The organism is Flavobacterium sp. B167r, assembly GCF_056824315.1.
The window spans coordinates 2,737,922-2,762,460 of sequence record NZ_CP124859.1 but is presented as its reverse complement, the minus strand read 5'-3'; the positions used below and the strand labels follow the sequence as shown (position 1 = coordinate 2,762,460).

Genomic DNA, 24,539 nt, shown 5'->3' with positions numbered 1-24,539 from the left:
TTGCAGTGAAAACCCCGGAATTATGATAGTTTACATTTTTTGTATTTAAAAAGCGACCAACGGAAGCTCTTTTAAATACTTAAAAATGTTACTAGCATAATGAGGAGTTGAAACGGAAAGCTGGATTAGGCACATCATTAAAATTATACTATTTTTACAACATTAAAATTACGGAAATGAATAAAGAAGCTCGCGTACAATTTGTTATTGATAAATTAAAAGAACTCTACCCTACTATACCTGTTCCGCTTGATCATAAAGATCCGTATACGCTTTTAATTGCCGTTTTATTGTCTGCGCAATGTACTGATGTTCGTGTGAACCAGATTACGCCACTTTTGTTTGCTAAGGCTGACAATCCGTATGACATGGTTAAAATGTCTGTTGAAGAAATTAAAGAAATTATTCGTCCGTGTGGTTTGTCTCCAATGAAATCTAAAGGAATTCATGGTTTATCTGAAATTTTAATTGAAAAGCACAACGGAGAAGTTCCGCAGAGTTTTGAAGCTCTTGAAGCATTACCGGCTGTTGGACACAAAACGGCGAGCGTAGTAATGTCACAAGCCTTTGGAGTTCCTGCTTTTCCTGTTGATACCCATATTCACCGTTTGATGTACAGATGGAATTTATCTAATGGGAAAAATGTGGCGCAGACTGAAAAAGATGCTAAAAGATTATTTCCGAGAGAATTATGGAACGATTTACACTTGCAGATTATTTGGTATGGCCGAGAATACTCACCTGCTAGAGGTTGGAATCTTGAGAAGGATATTATAACAAAAACTGTTGGCAAAAAATCGCTTATTGAAGAGATACAGAAATCAATGTCAACTTCTAAAAAATAAAGCACAAAGATTTTTAATCTTTATGCTTTTATCTCCCAATTAGAAAATTCGATAATGTGTTCAGAGTCTAAAGAAATTTTCTAATTATCAAATTTTCTCATTGTGTAATTTATTTACATTCCTGCTTTTAAAGCATTGTATTCTGCATTCATATCAAGCGATCTATAAACTCCTAATAATGTTTTTGTTGCATCTGGATTTTTTGGTTCAAGCGTAAGCACTTTTTTCAGATATGGAATTGCGCTTCTAGCAATATCATCTTTTTGAGCATTTAGTTTATCGTATTTCTTCATTTCAGATGGAGTAGTTCCTAGTGACGAAATTTCATCGGTTAGATCTTTCTTCATCTGTAATTTCAAATAAGCCAAATTAACATAGGCATCTACATAATTCGGATCTAATTCTAAAACATAGTTATAAATAGATTCTGCTTTAGGATAATCCTTTTTTTCAAGATATGCATAAGCCAAATTATTGTTTATTTCTATTTTCTTAGAAGGTACAGATTCTGTTCTTGGTTTTTCGTAAAGACCTTGCTGTATAGCCGATTCTCTCGCTTTTGGAGAAATAAACGAATCTTCTTCTTTTGTTTTTTTGTTGGTAGCTAAATATCGAACTCCTTTTCCAGAAAAGTTAATCTTTTTCAAAAGTTCGTAATACGTAACTGCAGCATTATAATCTTTTGCGTTTATAGATGACGCAGCTGCATTGCATAAGTTTATTGTATCTTTTTTATCGAATAAATACACCTTATAACTTTTCTCTGCGCTTTCTTTAAATTTTTCAGCTTTAAAATCTTCCATCGCGCCATTTACAAGACTACCTTTCATGTCTTTTAAAGCCATATTCGCTTTAACGGTCCATTTAAATTTTCCTGATTCATTCTCGTATAAAAATACATCTTGGTAGCATTGCGATGCCAATGTAAAATTATTTGCTGCATCTATATTTTTAACAGCCAAATCTTTTAATACATTACCTTTTAAGAAGTAATAATCGGTTTTATCTTCATCAGGTGCGTTAAGAATAAGGTATTCTGTTTTAGTTAAAGTTGCCAAAGCATCTTGGCTATTTCCTTTATCAAATAAAGATTGTGCTTCTTTAATTTTGTCTTTTTGGGCAAATGCGCCAATACTTATCATCAATAAGCAGGACAACATTTTGATATTTTCTTTCATATTCGGTTAAGTTTTGGTAATTAAATGATTTTCTTGGTTTCTTTTGAGGCACAGTAAAAGAGATAATGATCTGGTTTTAAAATTATCTTTATCACTATATTTTTAGTCAACATTTGCTGGTCCAAATATTGTCTCAAAAATCAAATGAGCAAAAAACTTAACAAAATAAAGCAGGGTAGTTTTTCTTCATAAACGATTTGGTTTAGGGGTTAAATATTTAGTTCTTAATATCTTATTTTCAAATTATTAAATTAAATTAACTCTTTTATACGAATAATACTTTGTAAAAGCATTTTTAACGAATAAAATATTAGTTTTTAACTAAAATAGAATTAAAAACCAAATAAACACATAAATCCCAATCAAAATATTAAATTTTAACAAATTAGAAAGAAAAATGCTGTAAAAACCTTATGTTTTTCTTGTTAAAAAAGAGAAATAAAAAAACTCACTACTTGTATAATTAAATATACAAACAGTGAGCTCTTAAACCAAAACGACCATTTGGTTTAATTTTGATAAACATCCGACAGGAACAGTGGGCTGTTTAGTTAGCTATAATCTCAAAATTTTTATCGTCAATCTTAACTACTGTCAAGGCTTTAGAATAATTCAATAAAAAAGAAACTACTTCTTTTTTAGGTTTAAGATTTTTAGAAGCTAATGCTTTTTTTGAGTAAATTTTCCCCATACTATCAGAATGTTTTATACTAATATAACGGGCTTATTATCAAAATAGTATTAGTTGGTTAAAATAATTTGATGTTTATCTATTATTTTTCTCAAATTCATTAGCGCATAACGCATTCTTCCTAGTGCTGTATTAATGCTAACGCCTGTTACTTCTGAGATTTCTTTGAAACTCATATCTTGGTACATACGCATCACCAATACTTCTTTTTGGTCTTCTGGCAGTTCTCCTATTAACTTTTTTAAATCAAGTTCGACTTGATCAACTATCATTTTGCCCTCAATCGTCATCGCATCGTCTGACATGATAGAGAAAATAGAAAATTCTTCTGTTTCTCTGTACATAGGCATCTTTTTCGTTTTGCGAAAATGATCTACAATTAAGTTATGAGAAATACGCATTACCCAAGGCAAAAATTTACCTTCTTCGTTATAGGAATTGCTTTTTAAAGTTTTAATTACTTTAATAAAAGTATCTTGAAAAATATCATTTGAAATATCTCTATCAGCAATCTTCGAATATATAAATCCATATATCTTAGACTCGTGCCTTTTTATTAATGTTGCAAGTGCAGCTTCACTACCGTCAACATAATTTTTTACTAATAGAGCGTCTGGAGTATGCAGATCAGCCATAATAACTACTTTTTTTAGTTTTATTTTTAAAATTGGAGTATTTTCTAAAAAGTAGTTTTATTATATAGGCGTTTCTTTTTTTTTGAGTTATGTTAATATTGTGACCAAATTTAACAAATTTTAGTTTTAAAAAGCAAATAAAATCATTAATTATTATTAGTAAAACTTTTATTAATGTACAATAAACATAAAATTTACGCACAAAGAACTAAAAATCCGTAAAACCATTAACGGATAAAGCTTTAAAAATTAAACATAAATACCTTACAATTAAGTAAGTAACATTTTTTATCTCTTTTAAATATAAATTCAAATTACAATTTTTCTTTGAAACAAACCCACAATTATCTAATATTTTTTTCTCAGTAAAATAAAATATTAGGCTTTTCAAATTTAAAAAAGCACATACTTTAACCTAAAACCGAGTCAGAAAGGCATCTTAATTAGACTAAAATAGTTAAGATTTGGAACTAAATCCTTAACTAAATCCAATTCAAAATTGATTACTTTTGTAAAAATTGACTTTTTTATGCAAATTGACCTTTCTAAAATAGATCCAAAATCAAATATTATAATTAAAGGAGCGCAGGTACATAATTTAAAAAATGTAGATGTGGTTATTCCTAGAAATAAACTGGTTGTCATTACAGGTCTTTCAGGATCAGGAAAATCGAGTTTGGCTTTTGATACTTTATATGCCGAAGGACAAAGACGTTACGTAGAAAGTTTATCTTCTTACGCGCGTCAGTTTTTGGGCCGTTTAGATAAACCTAAGGTAGAATATATTAAAGGTATTGCTCCGGCGATTGCCATCGAGCAAAAAGTAAACACAACCAACGCCCGTTCGACTGTTGGAACTTCTACCGAAATCTACGACTACATCAAGCTTTTGTTTGCGAGAATTGGGCGCACCTACTCTCCTATTTCTGGACAGGAAGTCAAAAAAAATACCGTTACAGACGTTGTGGCTGATGTTAAAAGTCTTCCTCTTGACAGCAGATGGCTATTGCTTGCCCCAATACATCTTGAAGAAGGCAGACAACTTGAAGATAAACTAAAAGTACTTTTACAGCAAGGTTTTGCACGTATTTTGGTTGATAACGAAATGGTTCGTTTAGATGAATTTTCTGCTTCAGATTTACATAAATTAGACAATAAAGACATTTTACTAATTATTGATCGTATTGTTGTAAAAGAGGAAGAGGAATTTTACAACCGTTTGGCTGATGCTGTTCAAACTGCTTTTTTTGAAGGAAAAGGAATTTGTTACCTGCAAGAATTAAATGCAGAAAAGAGGTTTTCATATTCTAACAATTTTGAGCTTGACGGAATAACTTTTCTAGAGCCAAATGTTCATTTATTCAGTTTTAATAATCCGTATGGGGCTTGTCCTGTTTGCGAAGGCTACGGAAATATAATTGGCATTGATGCTGATTTGGTTGTTCCGAATACTTCTTTGTCAATTTATGAAAGTGCTATTTATCCCTGGCGTGGCGACAGCATGAGCTGGTATAAAGATGAATTGATAAAACATGCCTACAAATTTGATTTCCCTATTCATAAACCTTATTTTCAATTAACTGACGAACAGAAAGATTTAATTTGGACTGGAAATCAGTATTTTCAAGGTCTTAATGATTTCTTTAGAGAATTAGAAGAAAAAAATTATAAGATTCAAAATCGTGTAATGCTTTCCCGTTACCGTGGCAAAACAAAATGTCATGCTTGTAAAGGAAAACGCTTGCGCGAAGAAGCATCTTACGTAAAAATAAATGGAAAAACAGTTTCTGATCTGGTTGATTTACCAATTAAGCATTTGGTTACTTTTTTCAAAGATGTAGAATTAAACAAATACGAACAGCAGATTGCCAAACGTGTGATGGTCGAAATCAATAATCGTTTGTCTTTTTTAACTGAAGTTGGTTTAGATTATCTTACTTTAAATCGAAATTCTGCTACTCTTTCTGGAGGTGAATCACAACGTATTAATCTAGCAACTTCTCTTGGAAGCAGCTTGGTGGGATCGATGTATATTCTTGATGAACCAAGTATTGGTCTGCATCCTAAAGATTCTGAAAGATTAATAAAAGTACTGCTTTCTCTTCGTGATTTAGGCAACACTGTAATTGTTGTAGAACATGATGAAGATATCATGAAAGCTGCCGATATGATTATTGATATTGGTCCCGAAGCCGGAACTTTTGGAGGAAAACTGGTTGCGCAAGGAACTTATGACGAAATATTACAATCTGATTCTTTAACAGCTAAATATTTAAATGGAGATTTAGAAATTTCTGTACCCAAGAAAAGAAGAAAATTCAAAAATCATATTGATATTATTGGCGCACGCGAAAACAACTTAAAAAATATTAATGTTACTTTTCCTTTAGATGTTTTAACCGTTGTAACGGGAGTTTCTGGAAGTGGAAAAAGTACTTTGATCAAGAAAATTTTATTTCCTGCTGTTCAGAAAAAGCTAGAAAGCGCCGCCGAAAAAGCAGGACAGTTTAGTGAAATTTCCGGATCTTTCTCGCAAATTAAACATATTGAATACGTAGACCAAAATCCGATTGGAAGAAGCTCACGATCGAATCCTGTAACATATATCAAAGCTTACGACGACATTCGTGATTTGTATGCCAAAGAAAAACTATCCAAAATAAGAGGTTATCAAGCCAAACATTTCTCTTTTAATGTTGATGGAGGACGTTGCGAAACTTGTAAAGGGGAAGGCTCTATTAATGTTGAAATGGTCTTTATGGCCGATGTTTCCCTTCCGTGTGAAACTTGTGGAGGAAAACGATTCAAAAAAGAAATTTTAGAGGTTACTTTTGACAATCAGAACATCAATGACATTCTTACGATGACAATTGATGATGCGATTGCTTTTTTCGAAAAAAATAAGCAGGCAAAAATCACTCAGAAATTACAACCTCTGCAAGATGTTGGTTTAGGATATGTTCAATTAGGACAATCTTCTTCTACACTTTCTGGTGGAGAGGCACAGCGTATTAAATTGGCTTCTTTTCTAGTTAAAGGAGCAACAAAAGATAAAGCTTTATTTGTTTTTGACGAACCTACAACTGGGCTTCATTTCCATGATATCAAAAAACTTTTAGCTTCGTTTGATGCTTTAATCGAAAAAGGACATTCGATAATTGTAATCGAACATAATCTTGATTTAATAAAATGTGCCGATTGGATACTTGATTTAGGTCCTGAAGGCGGAGAAAACGGAGGTCATCTGCTTGCATCTGGAACTCCTGAAGATATTGTAAAAGTAAAAGAATCTGTAACTGGAATTTACTTAAAGGACAAATTGTAATATCATATATTTTCAAAATAACAAAGCCATAAATACAATTTATTAGTTTGTATTTATGGCTTTATATTTAATTTCTCTTTTTTAAGGTTATTAAGCTACCAAGCATCTTTCTTCAAAAGGAAGACCATCTTCATCGATAGCTACTAAAATTTTTTTCTGTTTTGAAGCCTCAAAGGTAAGATAAAGCCAAGCAAATGACCATAAACCTAGAGTTAAACAAAAAATCAGAAAATTCAAACTGTGATTAACCACTTTTCCTCCTTTCGATAAAACCGCGAAAAGCAATTCATCATTTCTTTCTTCTAAAGTAAATCCGTTATGAACTTTGTTTGAAATCATATTAGAGAATACTTGCATACTTTGTTCCTGGCTGAGATGATTGTTTTTCATAATTCATTTTAATCAACATTTAATTCAATAACTTTCTTTCGTCTACAATTTCTTGCAAAATTATCCAACCCAAAAAAAAGAAAACAACACCTAGATCTGGGGGATTTTATTAGAAATAATTCTGCAATTTCTTCAAAGTAGTGCTAAACTTTCATGATAAAGTTAATTTTTATTACACTAATTACAAAATATACACGTGTTAAAGTTTATTTTTTAATAACTAATTTTCAATTACTTAACTTTATAAATAACATTCAAAACACAATTTTAGCTATTCTTTTTTATCATCCACAGAATGAATTGTAGTAGCATTTCCATCCCTTAAAGCGCTGTAATGCGGAGACATAATCTCTATACCAGCTTCATTAAAAGAATCTTGAATGTTTTGATGAAGTGACGAATAAATCCTCGGCTGTTTTGTTGGCTCTTTGGTGTAAACATTAATTTGATACGAAACATAAAAATCATCTAAACTTGTTTGCAACACAAACGGTTTAGGTTCTTTTTCAGTCAATTCGGTTTTTAGAGCCGCTTTGATCAAAGCGGCATGAATGGCTGCCCATGGCACATCGTAACCAATAGAAACAGTAGTATGAATCAGTAATCCTGTAGTTGAATGATTTGTGTTTGCAGAATAATTGGTTGAAGTACTGGACAAAACAGTTGCGTTTGGAATCGTAATATCTTCAAATTTTGGCGTTCTAATTCGAGTAACCAATGCCGTTTTTTCGATTACTTCACCACTTACATCTCCAATTTTTATATAATCACCAATTTTAAACGGACGCATATATGTAATAACCAAACCTGCTACCATATTAGCAATAGCATTGGAAGATCCTAATGAAAATAAAACTCCAACAAAAACCGAAACTCCTTTAAAAATTGGAGAATCCGACCCTGGTAAATACGGGAAAATAATTACCAGCATAAAAGCGTACATCAGCAGTCGTATTATATTAAATGTTGGAAGTGCCCAATCACTGTAAAATCCGTCAATTTTTATGTTTTCTGATTTTATTTCATAAAAGAAAAACTTAATTATTTTGATTGAATATTTAAAAATAATTACAATCACAATAATAGTAAATAAACTCGGGAGGAAACCAAGAAATCCCATTAAAGCAGATTTTGCAGGCGTTAAAATCCATCTGAGAAGCATTGTAGTATAGTCTTTTGTTGCTGGAAAAATGCTGAATAAAACAGGCAGCGACAAGTAAACTATTAAAATAAGTGTTACTATTTTTATAAAACCGAAAAACCGAAGAAACAAAAATTGCTGTTTTTCTGGCGATAATATTTTTATCGTATCATAATTAACTCCTTTAAAATATCTGTTCTTCTTCTTTACAATATAATTTTTAATCAGATTAAAAACTTTACTGGCCAAAAACAAAACCAAGCCAATTATAAGAACTAACAACGCGGTGTATCCTATTCGTTTTGGCAATTGCGAATAATTCTCATTCTGATATAAAATCGCGCTTTTAATCTTAGCCAGATTTCGATTAGCTATCTTGATTATTGTACTGTTTTCTGCTTTTGCATCGGCATCAAAAACAGACATTATAACTAAATCACTTTGATAAACAATATCAATTGAAGCATCTGAAGGAACAACTTTAACAGAATCTTTCTCAAAGAAAGACTCGTTATAAAGCCTTTTAATTTTATTGGTTATGTATTCCGCCCTTTCTTTTGCAGAAAAAGAACCAACATTATTATAAACCAAGAAAAGGGTGTCTTTAAAAGGTTTGACTGGATAACCTTTTAGTTTTATTGTTGAAGTTTCTTTATCAGAATTTTTCAGATTAGGAGTCTGCGCAAATACTGAAAAAGAGAACAAAACAAAAAAGAAAGCTAATAACCTTAGTACTTTTATTTTCATATTGAATTAGAAATAAGTTAGTTATCCTTTCTAACAAATATAAAAACAAAAAAGTTACGATTTTTTAAAGGCTATTCTTTTTTACAGAAAAATCAGATCAAATCTTAATTCCTATCTTTTTCAAAAGTGAATCAATTACATTATTGATATCTACTGAAATTTTAAATTTGTAATTCAAGTAAACATATAAAATAGTCACTAGAATTGATTTCAAAGCGATACTAATCAACTGAAAAAATGGAAACTCCCAAAAATAAAACAATAAAAACAATATGAAAGTAAGAACCATTGAATGAATGGTTTGCTTTGTAAATGGATACAAATCAAGCTTTTTAACCACAAAAAGCAATTTCGCCAAACTGTATAAAGTAATCGATAAAAGAGTTGCAAAAGCAGAACCAAAGATTCCAAACTTAGGAATAAAAATCATGTTTAAAACTACAGTCAAAACCACCAACATTAATCCTAAATACAAAACCATTCGGTAATATTTTGTATTAAAAATGATGGCGTTATTATTCCCTAAGATCAAATCAAAATATTTAGAAAGCCCAATCATAAATACTACGGCAATTCCTCCGCTATATTCTTTTGGAACCAATTCATACAATTGATGAATATTTACAAAAATACAAAGCATTACAAATCCGCCAACTACCTGAAGGTTAATTGATGTCTTTTTGTAAAGCATATTGAGTTCGTCATGCTTATTTTCATGCATTAATTTTGCAGTAATTGGATACACAATCTGATGCATAGCACGACTTGGAACCGAAATTACTAAAGCGATGTAAGTGGCAACAGAATAAAATGCAATGTTATCAATAATCATATATTGATTCAATATCATTTTATCTCCATCTAAAAGTAAATTAGCTACACTTCCCGATAAAATAATATAAAATGTATAAACTAATATATCTTTACTGTTTTTTGGTTTTGTAAGCTGAAAATGTGGCTTCTGAACACTAAATGCATAAAACATCGTAACTAAAAATGCTAATAGATACAGTCCTGCAGTTGCATAAACAAACCCTTCAACACTAAGCACATCATAATAAACAGCTATTAATAAAAAAAGAGAAAACAAACGTAAGCCTATTTCTTTAATAAAATTACCAAAAACTGAATGCATATGAACCCGTGCCCAAGCATAAAAAATTTCGAAATAAGCCATAGTCAACCCGATAAAAGGTATCAGCCAAACATAACTTTTAACGATTGCATTCTTTTTTGATAAAAAGAATAAGATTTCATCATAAAAACAAAGCCCAATTAACAACAAAGGAATTATCAATAAAATGGGAAACAAAACCGTAAAAGATAAAAATTGAGATTTTTCTTCTTCGGTTTTATATTGAGAATAAAATTTTACTAAAGTATTTTGCATTCCAATAGCAAAAAGTGGCATGATAACATTTGCACTTGATGTGATATAATTAGTCAAGCCATAAAATGTTGCCCCAAGAAAAATCGGATATAAATAGAGTGTATTAATGGCTCCGATACCAAAACCAATATATGTAATTATAGTGTTTTTAAAAGACTGATTTAAGACAATACCCATTTTTTGAGTTTAGATTGTATTTATTTTTATGATTATCCTTTAATCAGCTGTGCTAATTGTTTGGTTAGACTTTTTCTTGAATATTGCTGTAAACCAATTCCATGCGATTGCAATTTCCCTTCCAAAAACTGATTAAAAAAGTCCAAAATTACACTTTTTAGCTTCGTTTTTTCAGTATAATCAAAAAATACACCTGTATTGGTCTGTCTAACAATATCGGCAAAGTCAGAACCTTCGGGTCCAATGGCAATTATCGGACGGTTTGAAACCATGTATTCGAACAATTTTCCTGGAATAATGCTTTTTGTATCTTCAGAATTAATCTCTATTAAAAGCAAAACCTGAGATTTTCTCTGGTGTGCAACAGCTTCTTTATGAGAAACGTAACCTACTAAATTCAAATAATCATTTAATCGATGCTCTTGTATGGCATCTAAGACTTCCTGGCTTACCGCTCCAATCAATTTAATTTCTAAATGAGATTTAAATTCTGGAACTTCTTGTAGTAATTCAACTAAAACTTCCCATAAAAACGGCGGGTTTCTATCTGATAAGAAAGAACCAATATGGGCTAAAGTAAATTTAGTGTCTAAAGTTTGTTTTTCTACCGTTTCAACATCGTAACCGTTCGTAATTACTGTGATTGGTTTATTAGTAATTGCCTCAAATTCAGTTTTAGTAGTTTTACTCGTTACAATAATTTCGTCCGCAGAATTCAGTACTTTATGTTCTAAATTTTTGTGCTTTTTTTCAGCATAAGAAGATAAACGAAGTGCTTTATGATAACCAATTGTTGTCCAAGGATCACGAAAATCGGCAAACCACTTCACTTTTAATTTTTGTTGCAATTCGAAACCAATTAAGTGTAAACTGTGCGGTGGTCCTGAAGTTACAATCGTATCGATATTGTTTTCTTGAATGTATTTTTCTAAATACAAAACTGATGGTTTTACCCAAAAAACTCGAGCATCTGGAATAAAAAGATTTCCTCGAACCCAAAGAAACGTTTTGTCCAAAAAGGTCTGTTTTTTCTTTTGCGGAAAAATCCCCGAACTGATTTTCTTGGTTTTATTTTTCGAAAAAATGGAAGCCAACTGATAAGGCTCCCAAATTTTATTTTTTAAAACAATTACTTTATCTGATATTTCACTTATCAATCCTTCATCAACAATTGGATAAGTGGGATTTTCTGGAACATAAACAATGGGCTGTACATCAAATTCTGGCAGATATTTTACAAATTTCAGCCAACGCTGCACTCCCGGCCCACCCGCAGGCGGAAAATAATAGGTAATTATTAAAAGTTTTTTTTGTTCCAACGAAAATGAGTTTACTATTTTTAAAGTGCAAATTTAATTTTGAAATTCTAGGCTTCTTTTTTCTTACTAGAATTTTTACTTTCAAAATAAATTCCTCCAGCTAAAAGCAATAACATTCCAATTGAACTTATTAAAGTAATTGTTCCTCCAGTCTTGATAATTTGAGGTTCGAATTTAAATTCAATAGTATGTTTTCCAGCAGGAACTTCCATTGCCCTTAAAACATAATCAACAGGGAAATGATCTGTTAATTTACCGTCTATATAAGCGTTCCAACCATTTTTATAATACATTTCAGAGAAAACTGCTAAACCGTCTCCTTTGTTTTCTGATTTGTATTTGATGTAATTTGGCTTATACGTAACAACTTTAATCGTTCCTGTTGTATCAAAAGCTTTCTTCATTCGAGCATTTTGAAATTTAGTTTCATGCTCATGAACATTGAAAACTGCAACCTTTTTAGTATCTAAAGTATTCAACGCTTTCATTACATCATCTGGTTTATTTACCAGTTTTACAGAGCTTACAAACCAAGCATTACCGTTTGCATCTGGATTAACAGCAGGAATTTGGTTTCCGTCTTTATCCACTTGAATTACATACTTAACATTAAGCATATTAAGCACTTCTAAATTGTTTTTAGCAATTTGATAATCATACAATTGCTGCATTCTTCTAGGTCTTACAGCACTATAACCACCAATAGTTTTATGAAAATATGAAGATCTTCCTTGCAATTGTCCTTGAAGATCAAATACACGGTAAACTGAAGTATCTTTCAATATCTGAGTATCTGCTTGCGTTTCTTGGAAAGGCGCAGCAATTTGAACTGGACTAACGAAATCTTTAGCAGAAACGTATTTTTTATCCACAAAAAACAAATCAAAAATCATTACAATTCCAATAATGATTAATGTTGTAGTTTGAGATAATTTGCTTTTAATAAAAAGCCATAATATAACAAAAGTCACTACAATTAAGAATCCAGATCGCAATATATCAGCGTAATACATCGTCATTCTATCTTCTTTTAAAGCATCAACGAAACCTGGCCCGTAACTTTCTAAGAAATATTGATCGCTTGTTCCTGTAAAATGGAAGAAGCTTTTTGCTATTAATAAAATAACAAGAACTCCTAAACCAAATATTCCTGTTTGCACTAAAGCTTTCTGCTGTAATTTTGGTTCGTCTTTAGCTTTAAAGAATGACTGTAATCCCATAACAGCTAAGACAGGAAAACATAATTCTAAAATTACCTGAATCGAAGAAACGGCTCTAAATTTATCGTATAAAGGAACATATTCGATAAAAAAGTTTGTCAACAAGGAGAAGTTTTTACCCCAAGAAAGCACTAAAGTGAAAAGCGCTCCTCCAAGGAAAACATATTTGATTTTTCTTTCGTCTATAAATAAAGCTAAAACTGCCAAGAAGAAAACTACGGCTCCAATATAAGCTGGCGCCGAAACAATTGGCTGATCTCCCCAATAAGTTGGCATTCCGGAAACAAAATCCTGAGCTTGAGATTCAGGAACTCCCTGCTCAACCATAAACGCATACATACGGCTGTCTGGACCAACATTCTCGTGGCTTGAACCTCCAAATATTCTTGGAGCAATTAAATTCAAACTTTCTGCAATACCATAACTATATTCTGTAATATAGTCTGTAGTCATCGATGCAGTCGTTTCATTTTTAGATCCGTCTGGGTTAAAAGTCAGCTCGCTTTTATCTCTGATACTGTATTTAGCATATTCATTTGTTGCCATTAAATTACCAGCATTGGCACCTAAAGCAAAAATTCCAGCAACTAATAAAACTCCACAAGAAATTAAAAGTCCTTTAAAATCTTTTTCTTTGATAAAATTATAAGCGTAATAACCCGAAAGTATCAATAAGAAAATCAATAAATAATAGGTCATTTGGAAGTGATTTGCACCAATTTCTAATGCTACTGCAAACATTGTGAGCAAACCTCCTTTAATGTATTTCTTCTGAAAAACGAGTATAAAACCAGCAATTACCAAAGGCATATAGGCAATGGCGTGTGCTTTGGCGTTATGACCAACTCCTAAAATGATAATCATGTAAGTTGAAAAACCAAACGCAATCGAACCGATAAAAGCTTTTAACGGATCTGTTTTTAAAACCAATAATAAGCCGTAAAAACCAAGGAAATATAAAAATAAGTAATCTGCAGGACGCGGAAGAAAACGCAATACGTCATCTACTTTCCCAATAAAATCGTTCGGATAATTTGCTCCTAACTGATACGTTGGCATCCCTCCAAAAGCAGAGTTTGTCCAATAAGGCTCAGCATTTTCTACTGCTCTAAAGTCATTTTGCTCTTTTGCCATTCCGGTGTATTGAGCAATATCAGACTGGAAAATTTGTTTTCCTTGTAGAACTGGATAAAAATAAATTAATGAAACAAAAATAAAGCCCAAGATAACAAGGGCATGCGGATAGAACTTATTTACTATTTTCAATTTTGGCTAGTTTGGGTTAAAATGAATCCTAAATTTTCAGGACACAAATCTAATCTATTTCTTCGTAATCGACATACTCTCCCACTTTTTTGGTTTCGCGCGGATTTTTAGCATTAGCAGTATTAATGATTATTTCATCATTATTATTTGTATTGCGATTGTTCTTATACGTATTGCCTTGATTATATTGCTGTTGTTGTCTTTGAAAATTTTCACTAGCATTTTCTACCGCCTTTTTAACCAATACTGGCAAAAAGATTCTAGCTAAAAATTTAAAAATGTAATAAAAAGCTATAACCCACATGATGGTCTTAAACAAACCTGAAAATGATGCTTCTTGCATAACTATATATTTTTTTCCAAAATTAATAAATCCATTCTTTAAAAATAAAATATGAATCTTAAATAAATAATAAAATATGTACATTTGAAATGCGTTATTATTTTTTAACCCCAATAAAAATTATATGTTCAAAATTAAAAACTTACTTGCCCCAGTACTTTTTTTTATTCCACAACTGTTTTTTGCGCAATATACCGACGTTATTAATTCCAACCGCCCTGGAGAAACCATGTCAGCTTATGCTGTCGGAAAATCTGTAATTCAAGCCGAATTAGGTGTATATGGTATTAAAGAAAAACACGATTTATTAGATTATGATGCCACCGGATTTGGTACAGATTTAACCGTTAGATACGGAGCTTTTCTAGAACAATTAGAATTTGTTCTAGATTTACAATATCAAACAGAGAATTTTGACACTCCGTACACAAGTTACAAAAAGAACAATTTCAGGCAAACAGTCTTAGGAGCAAAATATCTTATTTACGATCCTTATAAAAATTATAAAAGAGAAGTAAACATTTATAGCTATAAAGCCAATCGTAACTTTCAATGGCGCGAATTGATTCCGGCTGTTTCTGTTTTTGCAGGAGCTAATTTTGTTGGAGCAAATAATCCTTATTATTTTTCTCCCGATGGAGCAATTTCTCCTAAAGTTTCGTTGATCACACAAAACCTTTTAGGAGGTGGATCTTGGGTATTTGTAACCAATATTATTGCAGATTATATTGGAACTGACTATCCAAGTTACGGATATGTATTAACTTTGACGCACGGATTTAATGATAGATGGTCTGGTTTTATTGAAAATCAAGGATATAAAAGCGATTTTTATAGCGATTCGATTCTTCGTACTGGAGCTGCTTTTTTGCTGTCTTCCAACATGCAAGTTGACGCTTCTATAAGTACGAATTTCAAAAACACACCTTCTGTTTTATATGGCGGAGTTGGAGTATCATGGCGTTATGACGGATGGTACAAAGAAAAACAAGTTGCCAATAAAACAGCAGACAGAGCAAAAAAGAATGATGACAACAAGGATCCAAAAGTTGATTATCAGGAAAAAGAAAGAAAACGTAAAGCTAAATACGAATAACGCATAAATAACCAGAGCCTTAAGACTCTCAATACCACCTTAATGATTACAATTAAAGAAGCCAAAAGCAAGAAAGAATTAACCGAATACATCAAATTTCCTTTTTCATTATATAAGGATAATCCGTATTGGGTGCCACCAATTATTTCAGACGAATTGGAATCTTTTGACAAAACCAAAAATCCTGCGTTTGACAATGCAGAAGCTTATTTCTATTTAGCTTATAGAGACAATAAAATTGTTGGGCGAATTACTGCCATTATCAATTGGTCTGAAGTTAACAATCAGCACAAGAGAAAAGTACGTTTTGGATGGTTTGATGTAATTGATGATATTGAAGTTACGAAAGCACTGCTTAAAAAAGTTTATGAATTAGGAAGAAAACACAATTTAGAGCATGCTGAAGGTCCAATGGGATTTTCGAATTTAGATAAAGTTGGCGTTCTTACCGAAGGTTTTGATCAAGTTGGTACAATGATCACTTGGTACAACCACGAATATTATGTAAGACATTTTGAAGAATTAGGCTTTCAGGTAGAAAAACAATATATCGAAAGTATATTTCCTTTTTCAAACGTAAAGCCAGAATTTTTTCAAAAGGCCGTGACTTTAATTAAAAAACGTTACGAACTTAAGTCACTGAATTTTACAAAAACAAAAGACATTATGCCTCACGTAGACAAAATGTTCGATTTGTTTAATGAATCTTACGAAAAATTAGCTTCGTTTGTAGCAATTTCAGATGTTCAGAAAGAATATTTTAAAAAGAAATACATCAGTTTTATAAATCCTGAATATATAAAGTTTGTAGTTGATAAAGATGATAATTTAGTAGCTTTTAGTATTGTAATGCCAAGTTTTACTGAAGCATTGCAAAAAATAAAAGGGAAATTATTTCCTTTTGGTTTTCTGCAATTATTAAAGGCTAAAAAACATAGCAAGGATGTCGTTTTTTACCTTATCGGAGTTCATCCTGATTATCAAAACAAAGGTGTGACAGCACTTATTTTTGATGAATATTACAAAACTTTCACAGAAAAAGGAATTAGAAATTGCATTAGAACTCCAGAATTATTGGAAAATAATGCGATCCATTTGCTTTGGAAAAACTTTGATCCAATTATTCACTGTCAAAGAAAGACTTATTTGAAGAATCTTTAAGTTTAAGTTTTCAGTCGCAGTCTCAGTTTTCAATGTGAAACGGTTAACTGTTTGAACTTAAATTAAAAATAATCCATAAAAAAATCCATTCGCCCCCAAAACGAATGGATTTTTCATTTATATAAAACAGATATTACTCTACTTTACAATCTACTTTTACCAAAGTATTTTTTTGATCAAATTTTAATTTTGATTTATCTTTAAAAGAAGCTTTATCATTTGCAGTTACTACATCGCCGTATCCTTCAATAAAAGTTCCGTCTTTTTGCAGAAAGGCAACCTCTCTAACAGATGAAACTCCTTCTGAATTAAAAGTATAATCAGCAATTAAAGTATCGCCTTTCATGTTTCCGATTAAGGTTCCTTCATTTTTATCTTTTCCTACCAAATTGTAGCTTAGTTTTCCGTTTACTTCTTGGTGAGAATTAACGTTAAAACTCATTTCGATCACACTTCCGTTTGATTTCCAAGCATAACATTGATCTCCTGCAGGTTCTACAATTTCAGCTTCTTTTGGCGGACTTGGTGTAATCTGTACCGGCTCTGTTGTCGTTGTTTCTTTTTTACAAGATGTAAAAATAGACAATGCAAGCACCGCTGTTAGTGTTAGTATTTTTTTCATAATTCTTTATTTTTATTTTGTGATTATGAAATAAAGTTACTTCAAATAAAAAAAAATCCATTCGCATAACGAATGGATTTTTTTACATAATTCCCATATTAAAGGGCTTTATTTTATAAGCAATTAAGCATCTAAATCTACTTTAGTTCTGCTTGCAATTTCTTTGTAAGTTCCGTTTTCTAATTTCTCACGAATAGCTTCAAAAGCAATTAATGTTTCGTCAATGTCAGCAATAGTATGAGATGTAGTTGGAATCATTCTTAGCAAAATAATTCCTTTTGGAATTACTGGATAAATTACAATAGACAAGAAAATACCGTAGTTTTCTCTTAAATCATTTACCATAACCATCGCTTCTGGAACACTTCCTTCTAAATAAACTGGTGTTACACAAGTATTTGTATCTCCAATATTGAAATTTCTCTCACGCAAACCATTTTGTAAAGCATTTACATTTTCCCAAAGTTTATCTTTCAATCCTGGGTTATTACGCAACAATTCTAAACGTTTTAAAGATCCAATTGTTTGAATCATCGGTAATGCTTTTGCAAACATTTGTGAACGTAAATTGTATTTCAAATAATCAATAATATCTTTATCTCCTGCTAAAAACGCTCCGATATTCGCCATTGATTTAGCAAAAGTAGAAAAGTATACATCAATACCGTCCTGAACTCCTTGCTCCTCACCTGCTCCAGCTCCTGTTTTTCCAAGAGTACCAAAACCGTGCGCATCATCAACTAATAGTCTAAAGTTGTATTTTTCTTTAAGAGCAACAATTTCTTTTAATTTCCCTTGTTGACCGCGCATTCCAAAAACACCTTCAGTAATAAACAAGATTCCTCCTCCAGTTTCAAGTGCCATTTTTGTAGCACGCTGCAGGTTTTTCTCCATACTTTCAAGGTCATTGTGTTTGTAAGTAAAACGTTTACCCATGTGCAAACGAACTCCATCAATGATACAAGCATGTGAATCAACGTCGTAAACAATTATATCATTTTTTGTTACTAAGGCATCGATCGTAGAAACCATTCCCTGATAACCAAAATTTAACAAATAAGCAGATTCTTTCATTACAAAAGCAGCCAATTCATTTTCTAATTGCTCATGATATTTTGTGTGACCAGACATCATACGAGCTCCCATCGGATAAGCTGCACCGTATTGTTCTGCTGCTTCAATATCTGCCTTACGCACTTCTGGATGATTTGCAAGACCTAAATAGTCATTAATACTCCAGTTTAAAATATTTTTCCCGCCAAATTGCATTCTTGGACCAAGTTCTCCTTCTAATTTCGGGAATACAAAATACCCCTCAGCTTGAGAAGCCCATTTTCCTAATGGCCCTTTATTGTTCTGGATTCTTTCGAATAAATCTTTTACCATAATATATTGTAGTAATTATTTTTACTTTATCAGCGAGCAAAAATAATCATTATTAATTTAAAATGAAGAGCCTCAATTATTTTTATTGAAAAATATTCCAAAGATTATTTTTAATAGGCTATAACTCTTAAAATAATCTTACAAAATGCAATTTAATCCTCTATTTCAATATCTAACATGATTTTTATCATAATAAAAGACAACATTGTCTTTTATATTTGAATAATAATTTAAATCCCTTTTAAATAGATTACAACTAAAACAAAATCAATGAATTATGAAAAAGATCAACAAAATTACAAGCAAACTAAATGCTCTTTTATGTGCATTTTGCATGCTCCTCATCTTGGGAAGCTGTAAAAAAAATGAAGCGAAAGATTATGCAGACATCATGACTGAAGGTGAAATGAATGCAGAACTTACATCACCTCCTCATGTTCCAAAACCAGTTGGAAACAGAACAGCTATGAAACTGAAGCTCAACATGGAAATCAAAGAGCAAGAAGGCACAATGACTGATGGTGTAAAATATACGTATTGGACATTTGGAGGTTCTGTTCCGGGAAGTTTTATCAGAACTCGTGTTGGTGATGAAGTAGAATTTCACTTAAAAAACCATCCCGATAACAAATTACCACATAATATCGATTTGCATGCCGTAACTGGTCCAGGAGGTGGTGCAACCTCATCTCTTGTAGCTCCTGGGCATGAAAAAGTTTTCAGCTTTAAAGTTATAAATCCTGGATTGTACGTCTATCACTGTGCTACTGCGCCTGTCGGAATGCACATTGCAAACGGTATGTACGGATTGATTTTGGTTGAACCAGAAGGCGGACTTCCTCCTGTTGACAAAGAATACTACGTAATGCAGGGTGATTTTTACACTCAAGGTGAATATGGAGCAAAAGGTTTACAGCCGTTTGATATGAATAAAGCGGTAAAAGAAACTCCTGATTATGTTGTTTTTAATGGAAAAGTTGGCTCTTTAACAAATGGTGGCGAATTAACAGCAAAAGTAGGTGAAACGGTTCGTTTGTATGTTGGAAATGGTGGACCAAATTTGGTTTCTTCTTTCCACGTTATTGGAGAAATTTTTGACAGCGTACATGTTGAAGGCGGAAGCACTGTAAATAAAAATGTTCAAACTACTTTAATTCCTGCTGGTGGCGCTGCTATTGTAGATTTTAAAGTTGAAACTCCTGGGACTTTCATTTTGGTGGATCACTCTATTTTTAGAGCATTCAATAAAGGAGCTTTGGGAATGCTTAAAGTTGAAGGAAAAGAAAATAAAAACATTTACTCAGGAACTATTCAGGAAGGTATTTATTTGCCCGAAGGTGGTACAATCCAGAAAATGCCTGGAACTTCAACGGCAAAAGTTGCAGTCCCAAAACGTACTGTTGAAGAGAAAGTTAAAATTGGTAAAGAAATTTTCGGAACAACTTGTTTTGCTTGCCACCAATCTGAAGGGCAAGGAATTCCGAGCACTTTCCCTCCTTTGGCAAAATCAGATTATTTAAACGCAGATTCTAAACGTGCTATTAATACGATCCTTCATGGTTTAACTGGAGAAGTAACCGTTAACGGAAAAAAATACAACAACGTAATGCCAGCTCAGAATTTATCTGATGATGAAATCGCGAATGTTCTAACCTACATTTATAACAGTTGGGGAAATAATAAAACAGAAATTACACCAGAAATGGTTAAAGCATTAAGATAACAGCAAAACTTCTAGCATGAAAAAATACATTTTCATACTTACAATTCTCTTTTTCTCTGCGGTTAGTGTCATGAAAGCTCAAGAAAAAGGAATGGTTTTCATAAAAGAGGGATCTTTTGTCCCTCTTTATGGAGCCGTTTCTAAAAAACCTGTTGAAGTAAATTCCTTTTACATTGATATTTATCCCGTTACAAATCGTGAATTTTTAGAATTTGTCAAAAAAAATCCTTCCTATCAAAAATCAAAAATTAAGGGAATTTTTGCTGATAAAAGCTATTTGTCATATTGGTCAACTGATTTTGATTTTGGAAATGCAAAACCCAATTCGCCAGTTACAAGCGTTTCCTGGTTTGCCGCAAAAAAATATTGCGAATGCGAAGGAAAACGGTTAGCAACAATGGAGGAATGGGAATATGTAGCAATGGCAGATACCAAAAAAATTGACGCTAGAACCAAGAAAGAATTCAACGAATACATTTTGTCTTGGTACGAGAAATCGAAAACGTACGAAAATGAAATTGGAAAAACTTTCAAGAATTATTGGGGAGTTTATGACATGCACGGTTTAGTTTGGGAATGGACTTCTGACTTTAACAGCATTTTTTTATCGGGAGAATCTAGAAAAGACAAAAGCACTGATAAAAACCTCTTTTGCGGAAGCGGATCAGTAAATGCATCTGACCTGATGGATTATGCCGCTTTTATGCGTTACGCTTTTCGCGGAAGTTTGAAAGCACAATATTCTACAAGAAATCTTGGATTTAGATGCGCCAGCACAACAAAACCAAAAATCTAATTTAAATTAGTTTACAATGAAAAAAATAGCAATTGCTTTTCTTCTCTTATTCTCATTTTACAGCTGTAAAGAAGCAGATAAAAAAGAAGTCAAAGCAGAAACAAAAAAGGAAATCAGCGATTTATCGATTTACAATCTTCCTTCAAAATGGACAAATCAGGATGGCAAAGACATTGAATTGAAAAGCCTAAGAGGTAATGTTCTGGTAATGGTTATGATTTATACCAGTTGTAAATCGGCTTGCCCGAGATTGGTTGCCGATATGCGTGATATTGAATTAAAATTGGAGAAACAAACAAAACAACATGTCAAGTTGATTTTGGTCAGTATAGATCCGAATACAGACACACCTGAAAGATTAAAATCATTCGCCATTGAAAATAAAATGAATCAAGATCCTTGGATTTTCCTTCGTTCAACAGAAGAAAACACTCGTGAATTTGCAGCAGTTTTAGCGGTAAATTATAAAAAAATCTCTCCGATAGATTTTTCACATTCGAACATAATCAGTGTTTTCAATCCTGAAGGCGAACTAGTTTTTCAACAGGAAGGTCTTGGTGTAAATAATGATAAAACAATTGAAACAATAAATATGGAAGCAGGGAAAATATAGATATTTTAAATAGGTTAATTAGTAAGAAACAAGAGCAGATTTATGATCGACTCTTGTTTTTTTTATTTATAATAAGTTAAAAAGAAACATTGTAAAGCTTCGGAGAAGCGAAATATTTATAGATAACATTATACGTGAAGTTTTAAAGCTCAAGCGGATCGACATATTAAAAAACATCATAAATTGATAAATATTTCACCCCGCTGGGGCTCTTTACTCTTTATTAAAACATTTTCTATAAATATTTCGCTCCGCTGGAGCTTTGTTTCTACTTATCTTATTTTTCTATAAATATGCCGTCCCTCTGGGACTTTTTACTTAATCATTAATTTATTTTCTAAATCATCAAACTTTAATTTTATCATTGATAACATAATTAAAATCAATCCCAAAATTAAAAACAAACTAAAAATCAAAATGCTTTGAAAATATCCTGGAATACTTCCTTCTCCAAAAAAGAAAAACCAACCTTGTAGAAACAACAAAACTTCCGTCAAAATATATCCTGAAATAAAACACTTCACTCCTATTTTTAATGTTGAAGAATTGGCAGAAAGCATTTTATTTTGAAGTAGAATTCCAAACAAAAATCCGGTTATGATTCCTAAAGTCGTTAAATGAATAAATCCGATTACAAAATTTCTGATTTGATGTGAAACTTCAGCTAAATTTGGAAAAATGGTTAGTAATTGAATTCCGACTTTCAAAAATAAAGAACACAAAGCCAAACTGTAAACTATTTTTGTTGTTTTATCTAAAGTGCTTTTGAAATGATGAATTTGAGGCTTTAGCATTTTATAGAAATAAATAAAAGCGCCCAATTGAAGCAAAACTCCCAAAGCATTAATATAGCTTAAAATATCTTTTTCGATGAACCAGCGAACTGGAAAACAAACCGTTAAAAGCGTAGAAACAATCATCAAAAAGTAAAACTTCTTAAACTTTACCTCATCAATTTTATCTTGAAATTGTTTTAAAAACAAAGCCAAAATCGCCAAGATAAACCAGCCATTAAATTGAAAATGAAGAAAAAACTGAATCGCAATTTGATAGAAAGCACTTTGTTTTCCTAAAGTGCTTACGGCTGGGCCAAGACACCAAACTCCGAAAGTCGATAAAATCATAAACAGAATTGAAACCAACAAAAGTCTTTGCGAAGGAGATTGATCTCTTAAACCGTCTTTCCAAACCAAACGGCAAAAAACATAGCTCAGTAAAATATGCATCGTTGAGAAAACAATCGAAAACAAAGCATATCCTTGAATTGGGAAAGCAATCATCATTCCGATTACCGAAAACTCTGTCAGCCAAAACAAACGGTTGTAAATAGGTTTCTGGCTTTTCTCTTTTGGAATAAAAAAATGAACAATCAAAACAAAAACGATCATATAAACCCAACCTAACATAGCCACGTGCGAGTGCGCATGAAGCAGAAAACTGTAGTTTAGAAAATCTAAAGGAAAGAGATACATAAACCGCATTAACAATCCGAAAACACAGGCAATCAGAAAATTAAAAAAACAGCAAAGTATCCAGCTTTTTTGTGAATTCATATTTTAAAGATATAGAAAAATTAAACCATATAAGTCATATAACAAATTATAAGTTTGATTTAAATGAACTTATATAACTCATATGGTTTTAAAATTTGAATCATATAAAAAACACCGATAATTATCATGTTTAGATATTTTATCGGTGCTTTTTCCACTATTAAAATTAACCTTTATTCTACTTCAACAAAGTCTTTTTCTAAAATCACAGCTTTTGGAAATAAAATATTGTTTTCCAAATGAATGTGTTTGTGCAAATCTGCTTCAAACTCTTTCAGCATCGCAAAAGTCACTCTGTACGTTGTACAAGCATCTGCTGGCGGAGTATAATTATCGGTCAAAGCAGCAATTTCTCTAAAGCGTTCGCCTTCATTATCATGCTCGTGCATCATCATCGCAATCGGATTTGAAACCGTTCCGAAAGAGGGTTGAGATAAAATTCCGTCAGATTCTTTCGTTTTTACCATTCTTTTTACAAAAGGAAATAAAACCAATTCTTCTTTTTTCATGTGCTGAGACAATTCGCCTGCACAGCCAATAAACAATTCGTTTATTTTAAATAATTCTGGATGATTTGCTCCATGCACTTTGCATAATTTATCCAAAAACGGAAGCAAAACATTTGTTTTTTCCTCTACATAACGGTGATGTGTTTTCTCAATATAATCTGCCAATAAATCTAAAGGCCAAGAATTAAAATCGATCGTTCCTCCATTTTCTGATTGTACAACCTGAAGCACATTTTCTAATAAAATATCGGCATCAATATTTTGTTTATCGCAAACTTCAGTAACTGTTCGGTTTCCTTTACAGCAAAAATCAATTCTATATTTTGAGAATACCGCAGCTGTTCTAAAATCCTCAGCTACAAAAGATCCGATTGTTTTGTTTTTTAAATTTTCCATGATAATCTATTTTATAT

At 31.9% G+C, this 24,539-nt stretch carries 20 protein-coding genes; 7 read left to right on the top strand and 13 right to left on the bottom strand.

Going from position 1 to position 24,539, the window contains the following annotated elements; genetic code table 11:
- The first annotated feature begins 176 nt into the window (after positions 1-176).
- On the top strand, positions 177-845 hold the full coding sequence (locus tag QLQ96_RS12225; protein WP_482490833.1) for an endonuclease III domain-containing protein: 669 nt from the start codon (positions 177-179) through the stop codon (positions 843-845).
- Positions 846-958: 113 nt separating this feature from the next.
- On the opposite strand, the gene QLQ96_RS12220 is transcribed toward QLQ96_RS12225, so the two are convergent.
- The 3 genes from QLQ96_RS12220 to QLQ96_RS12210 form a co-directional block, all read right to left on the bottom strand.
- Positions 959-2,023 carry a tetratricopeptide repeat protein gene (locus QLQ96_RS12220; protein WP_482490831.1) on the bottom strand — a complete coding sequence of 355 codons (1,065 nt, stop codon included), beginning with the start codon at positions 2,021-2,023 and terminating at the stop codon, positions 959-961.
- Between the two features lie 547 nt (positions 2,024-2,570).
- A complete protein-coding gene (locus tag QLQ96_RS12215; RefSeq protein WP_008462533.1) occupies positions 2,571-2,714 on the bottom strand; it encodes a hypothetical protein in 144 nt (47 codons plus the stop codon).
- 50 nt (positions 2,715-2,764) lie between these two features.
- On the bottom strand, positions 2,765-3,349 hold the full coding sequence (locus QLQ96_RS12210) for an RNA polymerase sigma factor (RefSeq protein WP_482490829.1): 585 nt from the start codon (positions 3,347-3,349) through the stop codon (positions 2,765-2,767).
- Between the two features lie 529 nt (positions 3,350-3,878).
- On the opposite strand from QLQ96_RS12210, the gene uvrA reads away from it, so the two are divergent.
- Positions 3,879-6,674 (top strand): excinuclease ABC subunit UvrA, encoded by a 2,796-nt coding sequence (uvrA, locus tag QLQ96_RS12205; RefSeq protein ID WP_482490827.1) that lies wholly within the window; start codon positions 3,879-3,881, stop codon positions 6,672-6,674.
- 90 nt (positions 6,675-6,764) lie between these two features.
- Here uvrA and QLQ96_RS12200 read toward each other — a convergent pair whose 3' ends face one another.
- The 6 genes from QLQ96_RS12200 to QLQ96_RS12175 all read right to left on the bottom strand — a co-directional run bounded on the left by QLQ96_RS12200 (position 6,765) and on the right by QLQ96_RS12175 (position 14,667).
- The gene (locus QLQ96_RS12200; RefSeq protein ID WP_379695918.1) at positions 6,765-7,064 is read right to left on the bottom strand and encodes a hypothetical protein; all 300 of its coding nucleotides are present in this window, start codon (positions 7,062-7,064) and stop codon (positions 6,765-6,767) included.
- A gap of 271 nt (positions 7,065-7,335) precedes the next feature.
- Positions 7,336-8,952: a mechanosensitive ion channel family protein gene (locus QLQ96_RS12195; RefSeq protein WP_482490825.1), complete on the bottom strand. Its 1,617-nt coding sequence runs from the start codon at positions 8,950-8,952 to the stop codon at positions 7,336-7,338.
- A gap of 97 nt (positions 8,953-9,049) precedes the next feature.
- Entirely contained in the window at positions 9,050-10,519 is a 1,470-nt protein-coding gene (locus tag QLQ96_RS12190) for an oligosaccharide flippase family protein (RefSeq protein ID WP_482490823.1), read from the bottom strand.
- Positions 10,520-10,551: 32 nt separating this feature from the next.
- The gene (locus QLQ96_RS12185; protein ID WP_482490822.1) at positions 10,552-11,838 is read right to left on the bottom strand and encodes a glycosyltransferase family 4 protein; all 1,287 of its coding nucleotides are present in this window, start codon (positions 11,836-11,838) and stop codon (positions 10,552-10,554) included.
- 47 nt (positions 11,839-11,885) lie between these two features.
- Entirely contained in the window at positions 11,886-14,324 is a 2,439-nt protein-coding gene (locus QLQ96_RS12180; protein WP_482490820.1) for a YfhO family protein, read from the bottom strand.
- A gap of 49 nt (positions 14,325-14,373) precedes the next feature.
- Positions 14,374-14,667 (bottom strand): DUF4834 family protein, encoded by a 294-nt coding sequence (locus tag QLQ96_RS12175; RefSeq protein WP_482490818.1) that lies wholly within the window; start codon positions 14,665-14,667, stop codon positions 14,374-14,376.
- A gap of 124 nt (positions 14,668-14,791) precedes the next feature.
- Here QLQ96_RS12175 and QLQ96_RS12170 point away from each other — a divergent pair, with 124 nt between their 5' ends.
- A complete protein-coding gene (locus tag QLQ96_RS12170; protein WP_482490816.1) occupies positions 14,792-15,763 on the top strand; it encodes a transporter in 972 nt (323 codons plus the stop codon).
- Positions 15,764-15,805: 42 nt separating this feature from the next.
- Positions 15,806-16,924 (top strand): GTP cyclohydrolase, encoded by a 1,119-nt coding sequence (locus QLQ96_RS12165; protein WP_482490814.1) that lies wholly within the window; start codon positions 15,806-15,808, stop codon positions 16,922-16,924.
- Between the two features lie 133 nt (positions 16,925-17,057).
- On the opposite strand, the gene QLQ96_RS12160 is transcribed toward QLQ96_RS12165, so the two are convergent.
- Together QLQ96_RS12160 and capB are read right to left on the bottom strand one after the other, a co-directional pair.
- The gene (locus tag QLQ96_RS12160) at positions 17,058-17,546 is read right to left on the bottom strand and encodes a hypothetical protein (protein WP_482490813.1); all 489 of its coding nucleotides are present in this window, start codon (positions 17,544-17,546) and stop codon (positions 17,058-17,060) included.
- A gap of 123 nt (positions 17,547-17,669) precedes the next feature.
- The gene (capB, locus tag QLQ96_RS12155; RefSeq protein ID WP_482490812.1) at positions 17,670-18,932 is read right to left on the bottom strand and encodes a cysteate-C-fatty acyltransferase; all 1,263 of its coding nucleotides are present in this window, start codon (positions 18,930-18,932) and stop codon (positions 17,670-17,672) included.
- 277 nt (positions 18,933-19,209) lie between these two features.
- On the opposite strand from capB, the gene nirK reads away from it, so the two are divergent.
- From nirK to QLQ96_RS12140, 3 genes are read left to right on the top strand one after another with little or no spacing between them, the layout of a single operon-like run.
- Complete coding sequence (nirK, locus tag QLQ96_RS12150; RefSeq protein ID WP_482490810.1) at positions 19,210-20,655, top strand: copper-containing nitrite reductase; 1,446 nt, start codon at positions 19,210-19,212, stop codon at positions 20,653-20,655.
- 16 nt (positions 20,656-20,671) lie between these two features.
- Complete coding sequence (locus QLQ96_RS12145; protein WP_482490808.1) at positions 20,672-21,451, top strand: formylglycine-generating enzyme family protein; 780 nt, start codon at positions 20,672-20,674, stop codon at positions 21,449-21,451.
- A 16-nt stretch (positions 21,452-21,467) separates the two neighbouring features.
- Complete coding sequence (locus QLQ96_RS12140; RefSeq protein ID WP_482490806.1) at positions 21,468-22,064, top strand: SCO family protein; 597 nt, start codon at positions 21,468-21,470, stop codon at positions 22,062-22,064.
- Between the two features lie 314 nt (positions 22,065-22,378).
- Here the strand turns inward: QLQ96_RS12140 and QLQ96_RS12135 are convergent, their stop codons facing one another.
- Complete coding sequence (locus QLQ96_RS12135; protein WP_482490804.1) at positions 22,379-23,617, bottom strand: hypothetical protein; 1,239 nt, start codon at positions 23,615-23,617, stop codon at positions 22,379-22,381.
- Between the two features lie 173 nt (positions 23,618-23,790).
- Positions 23,791-24,522, bottom strand: coding sequence for an iron-sulfur cluster repair di-iron protein (gene ric, locus QLQ96_RS12130; protein WP_482490803.1), 732 nt, complete (start codon positions 24,520-24,522; stop codon positions 23,791-23,793).
- Positions 24,523-24,539: the final 17 nt, after the last annotated feature.

Coding starts and splice junctions, on each gene's coding strand:
- QLQ96_RS12225 (WP_482490833.1), top strand. CDS start 177: ATGAATAAAGAAGCTCGCGTACAATTTGTTATTGATAAATTAAAAGAA.
- QLQ96_RS12220 (WP_482490831.1), bottom strand. CDS start 2,023: ATGAAAGAAAATATCAAAATGTTGTCCTGCTTATTGATGATAAGTATT.
- QLQ96_RS12215 (WP_008462533.1), bottom strand. CDS start 2,714: ATGGGGAAAATTTACTCAAAAAAAGCATTAGCTTCTAAAAATCTTAAA.
- QLQ96_RS12210 (WP_482490829.1), bottom strand. CDS start 3,349: ATGGCTGATCTGCATACTCCAGACGCTCTATTAGTAAAAAATTATGTT.
- uvrA (WP_482490827.1), top strand. CDS start 3,879: ATGCAAATTGACCTTTCTAAAATAGATCCAAAATCAAATATTATAATT.
- QLQ96_RS12200 (WP_379695918.1), bottom strand. CDS start 7,064: ATGAAAAACAATCATCTCAGCCAGGAACAAAGTATGCAAGTATTCTCT.
- QLQ96_RS12195 (WP_482490825.1), bottom strand. CDS start 8,952: ATGAAAATAAAAGTACTAAGGTTATTAGCTTTCTTTTTTGTTTTGTTC.
- QLQ96_RS12190 (WP_482490823.1), bottom strand. CDS start 10,519: ATGGGTATTGTCTTAAATCAGTCTTTTAAAAACACTATAATTACATAT.
- QLQ96_RS12175 (WP_482490818.1), bottom strand. CDS start 14,667: ATGCAAGAAGCATCATTTTCAGGTTTGTTTAAGACCATCATGTGGGTT.
- QLQ96_RS12170 (WP_482490816.1), top strand. CDS start 14,792: ATGTTCAAAATTAAAAACTTACTTGCCCCAGTACTTTTTTTTATTCCA.
- QLQ96_RS12165 (WP_482490814.1), top strand. CDS start 15,806: ATGATTACAATTAAAGAAGCCAAAAGCAAGAAAGAATTAACCGAATAC.
- QLQ96_RS12160 (WP_482490813.1), bottom strand. CDS start 17,546: ATGAAAAAAATACTAACACTAACAGCGGTGCTTGCATTGTCTATTTTT.
- capB (WP_482490812.1), bottom strand. CDS start 18,932: ATGGTAAAAGATTTATTCGAAAGAATCCAGAACAATAAAGGGCCATTA.
- nirK (WP_482490810.1), top strand. CDS start 19,210: ATGAAAAAGATCAACAAAATTACAAGCAAACTAAATGCTCTTTTATGT.
- QLQ96_RS12145 (WP_482490808.1), top strand. CDS start 20,672: ATGAAAAAATACATTTTCATACTTACAATTCTCTTTTTCTCTGCGGTT.
- QLQ96_RS12140 (WP_482490806.1), top strand. CDS start 21,468: ATGAAAAAAATAGCAATTGCTTTTCTTCTCTTATTCTCATTTTACAGC.
- QLQ96_RS12135 (WP_482490804.1), bottom strand. CDS start 23,617: ATGAATTCACAAAAAAGCTGGATACTTTGCTGTTTTTTTAATTTTCTG.
- ric (WP_482490803.1), bottom strand. CDS start 24,522: ATGGAAAATTTAAAAAACAAAACAATCGGATCTTTTGTAGCTGAGGAT.